This window comes from Streptomyces sp. NPDC029014, assembly GCF_055564695.1.
In genome coordinates this window covers 92,267-95,753 of the sequence record NZ_JBVHVT010000004.1, presented here as the reverse complement: position 1 = coordinate 95,753, position 3,487 = coordinate 92,267, and the positions used below count along the sequence as shown (strand labels likewise).

General features: G+C 73.2%; 4 protein-coding genes. 3 read left to right on the top strand and 1 reads right to left on the bottom strand.

Going from position 1 to position 3,487, the window contains the following annotated elements; translation table 11 throughout:
- The first annotated feature begins 5 nt into the window (after nt 1-5).
- The 3 genes from ACZ4VL_RS03765 to ACZ4VL_RS03755 are packed head-to-tail and all read left to right on the top strand — an operon-like array spanning nt 6 to nt 2,256.
- Complete coding sequence (locus ACZ4VL_RS03765; RefSeq protein WP_468195394.1) at nt 6-221, top strand: MbtH family protein; 216 nt, start codon at nt 6-8, stop codon at nt 219-221.
- An 11-nt stretch (nt 222-232) separates the two neighbouring features.
- On the top strand, nt 233-1,480 hold the full coding sequence (locus tag ACZ4VL_RS03760; protein ID WP_468195392.1) for a cytochrome P450: 1,248 nt from the start codon (nt 233-235) through the stop codon (nt 1,478-1,480).
- Nucleotides 1,481-1,512: 32 nt separating this feature from the next.
- Nucleotides 1,513-2,256 carry an SRPBCC family protein gene (locus ACZ4VL_RS03755; protein WP_468195389.1) on the top strand — a complete coding sequence of 248 codons (744 nt, stop codon included), beginning with the start codon at nt 1,513-1,515 and terminating at the stop codon, nt 2,254-2,256.
- A 139-nt stretch (nt 2,257-2,395) separates the two neighbouring features.
- Here ACZ4VL_RS03755 and ACZ4VL_RS03750 read toward each other — a convergent pair whose 3' ends face one another.
- On the bottom strand, nt 2,396-3,250 hold the full coding sequence (locus tag ACZ4VL_RS03750; RefSeq protein WP_468195387.1) for a patatin-like phospholipase family protein: 855 nt from the start codon (nt 3,248-3,250) through the stop codon (nt 2,396-2,398).
- Between the last annotated feature and the right edge of the window lie 237 nt (nt 3,251-3,487).

Here is a 3,487-nt window from a genome sequence, read left to right as displayed (position 1 = left end):
TTCCCATGACCAATCCGTTCGACGACCAGGACGGCACCTTCCTCGTTCTCGTCAACCAGGAGAACCAGCACTCGCTCTGGCCGCAGTTCGCGGACGTCCCGGAGGGCTGGACTGCCGTCTGCGGCCCCGGCACCCACGCCGCCTGCCTGGAGTACGTCGAGCAGACCTGGACCGACATGCGGCCCAAGAGCCTCGCCGACGCCATGAACGCCCAGCGGTAGCGCGGCCCGCAGTGAACCTGACCGACACGACGGACGAGGCCCGCTCCACGGTGGGCCTCGCCCCGCCCCACGACCTCGCCTCGGACCTGCTCACCGTCGAGGCCCTGCGGGACCCGTACCCGTTCTACGCCCGGATGCGGCGCGAGAGCCCCGTGCACTACAGCGCCCAGGGGATCTGGTACCTCACCCGGTACGCCGACGTCGAGGCCGCCCTGGGCGACCTGCGGCTGTCCATCGACCGGGACCGGATGACCAGCGCCCTCGGCGCGCTGGGCGGCGACCTGAAGGCCCTCAGCCGGCTCACCGAGCGGCTCGGCCGGGTGATGACCAACACCGACCCGCCGGACCACGCCCGGCTGCGCAAGCTGGCCAACCGGGCCTTCACCGCCCGGCGCGCCGAAGCCCTGCGCGACGGTATCCAGCGGATCGTCGACCGGCTCGTCGACGAGGCGGTCGCGGCGGGGCCGACCATGGACCTGATCGAGGCGGTCGCCTCACCGCTGCCGCTGTCCGTCATCTGCGAGCTCTTCGGCATCCCGCCCGAGGACCGCCCGCAGGTCAAGACCTGGTTCCGCCGCTTCGGCCGGATGGGCGAGGACATCGACAAGTCCGAGGCGGCGATCGAGCAGTACGAGGAGTACCTCGCCCGACTCATCCGCCGACGCCGGGCCGACCCGGGCGACGACCTGATCAGCGCCCTGGTCGCCACGCAGGCGCAGGACGACCGGCTCACCGACGCCGAACTGCTGTCCACCTGCTTCGTCCTCATCACCGCCGGCGAGGAGACCACCACCCACCTCATCGGCAACAGCACCCTCGCCCTCCTGCGCCACCCCGACCAACTGGCCCGGCTGCGCGAGAACCCCACACTGATCCGCACCGCCATCGACGAACTCGCCCGCTACGACACGCCGACCCAGGCGATCGTCCGGGTCGTCGCCGAGGACGTCGCGATCGGCGGGCGGACGCTGCGCGAGGGCGAGCTCGCCTACCTGTTCCTCGCCGCGACCAACCGGGACCCCGAACGCTTCGAGGACCCCGACCGGCTCGACCTGACCCGCCCCGGCAACCGGCACCTCAGCTTCGGCAACGGCCCGCACTTCTGCCTCGGCGGCCCCCTGGCCAAGCTCCAGGCAGAGGTCGCCATCGGCACGCTGGTCCGCCGGCTCCCCGACCTGCGGCTGGCCGACGGCGCGACCCTCGCATGGCGGCCCAACCCACTGCAACGGCGACTGAGTGCCCTCCCGCTCAGCTACTGACAGCCATCAACGATGACGAAGGAGAAGTGACCATGGCCCGAGAGTTCGAGGTCCGCCGGGAACAGGACCTGCCCGCCACGCCCGAGCAGGTCTGGGAGGCGGTCGCCACCGGCGCCGGCAACCTCGGCTGGCTGTACCCGATGGAGGTCGAGCCGCGCGTCGGCGGCAAGGCCACGCGCGGCGACAGCACCGTCGTGGCGTGGGAGCCGCCGCACCACTTCGCGGTCCGGGCGACCCAGGACGGCGGGTTCTCCAACACGCTCACGTACCGCATCGAGCCCGCCGACGGCGGCACGAGCCACCTGCGGATGGGGATCCACTGGGTGCACACGGGCGTCGTCGACGACAGCTGGAACTGGGACACCAAGGCGGACGCGGCCGAGAAGCACGTCGACTTCTACCAGCACTCCCTCCCCGAGTACCTGAGGCACTTCGCCGGCCGCCCCGCCGTCTACGTCAAGGCCGCCCGTGGCGAGTGCACCGAGGACCCCGCCGACTTCGCCGACCTGCGCCGGCACCTCGGCCTCCCCGACGACGCGGCCGTCGGCGACCGGCTGTCGCTCGACCTCCCGGGTACGGACGGCCGCTCGACGGAGGTGGTCGTGGACTGGCTGAGCCCCGACTTCGTCGGCCTGCGGGGCCCGGACGCCCTGTACCGGTTCTTCAACGGCAGTTCCTGGAACTCCCCGATCTGGCTGGGCCACCACCTGTTCGCCGAGGACGCCGACGAAGACCTGGCCACCAAGGCCTGGAACACCTGGCTGGCCGGCGCCTGACCCCGTCGCACGACACGGCCGGAGGACTTCTGGTGGAAACACTCGTCCCGGCGTCGCCCCGCGACCGCTGGTAGCCCGCTCCCGGATCCATGGGCCCGGTGCCGTCCGGCACATCGACCACCGGACGGCAGCGGCCCCGTCACCCCGCGCCGCGCTCAGCGCCGACGGCCCGGGCTCCGGCCAGTTGCTCCCGCGCGGCAACGGCTTGCCGCTGCCCCGCCCGGAACGCGGGTACCCACGCCGACATGTCCAACGGGTCCGTGCCGAGCACCGCTGCCGAGGCCTCGTCAGGGAACAGCGACACCCACGTCTCCACGTCCGTCGCGACCGACGCTTCCTGCCCGACAGCCTGACGTGCCATCGGCTCCACCACGACCACCGTACGCGCGCCGGCCGCGAGGTCCACGTTGGTGCCTGCCCGCAGCGCGCCGTCGATGTAGTGGCGCCCGCCGACCGGGACGGGAGGCGCCGCGCCGGGGAACGCGCTGGAGGCCGCGACGGCAGCCGCCAGCGGGACGCCGCTGTCGCGGTCCCAGACCACCGGCTCGCCGCTTCCCGCCTCCACGGCAGGGATCAGCAGGCGGTGCTCAGCCGACCAGGTGTCCGTGCCGACGAGTCGGCGTCGCGCCGCGACCAAGGCTCGCCCGGCCTCCGGATCGGCCGCGCCGAGGGCGAACCGCCCGACCCGTCGGCGGGCCTCCTGCGGTGGCAGGCCGGCACCGAGGACCGCGAAGACCTCACCCATGAGCCGCGGGTCCCCCTGCGGCGGCCGGGGACCGCCGCCGCCGTCACCGGCGGGGTCGGCGAAGTGCGCGAGGTTCCGGCCGGTGGTCAGCGCGGCGCCCACGATCGCGCCGGCCGAGGTACCGACGACCAGATCCGCCGCGGCCAGGTCGACGCCCAGCCTTCGCAGGCCATGGACGAGTCCGGCCGTCCAAGCGGTACCGACGGGCCCGCCCGGGCCGAGCACGAGCGCGCTGTCCCATGCATGCATCGTTCCCCCATCCGTTGCTGCGGCGATCTCCACCCTAAGACGAACGGGTCGAGGGGACCGCCCGCAGGCATGGAGCCGGAGCGCGGCGAACGACAGCGCACCCGGGCCGGATCCGGTCAGGGACGCTTCCGTCCGTCCGAACCCCCTTCCCCCCACCTGCGCGGTGCGCCGAGCGTAGTGATCGCCTCCAGGGAGCCAGACGCGAACCCGGTCGGCGGCACCGGAGGACACGGCACC

Bases quoted from the DNA above. Each gene is read 5' to 3' on its own strand.
- ACZ4VL_RS03765 (WP_468195394.1), top strand. From the start codon at position 6: ATGACCAATCCGTTCGACGACCAGGACGGCACCTTCCTCGTTCTCGTC.
- ACZ4VL_RS03750 (WP_468195387.1), bottom strand. From the start codon at position 3,250: ATGCATGCATGGGACAGCGCGCTCGTGCTCGGCCCGGGCGGGCCCGTC.
- ACZ4VL_RS03755 (WP_468195389.1), top strand. From the start codon at position 1,513: ATGGCCCGAGAGTTCGAGGTCCGCCGGGAACAGGACCTGCCCGCCACG.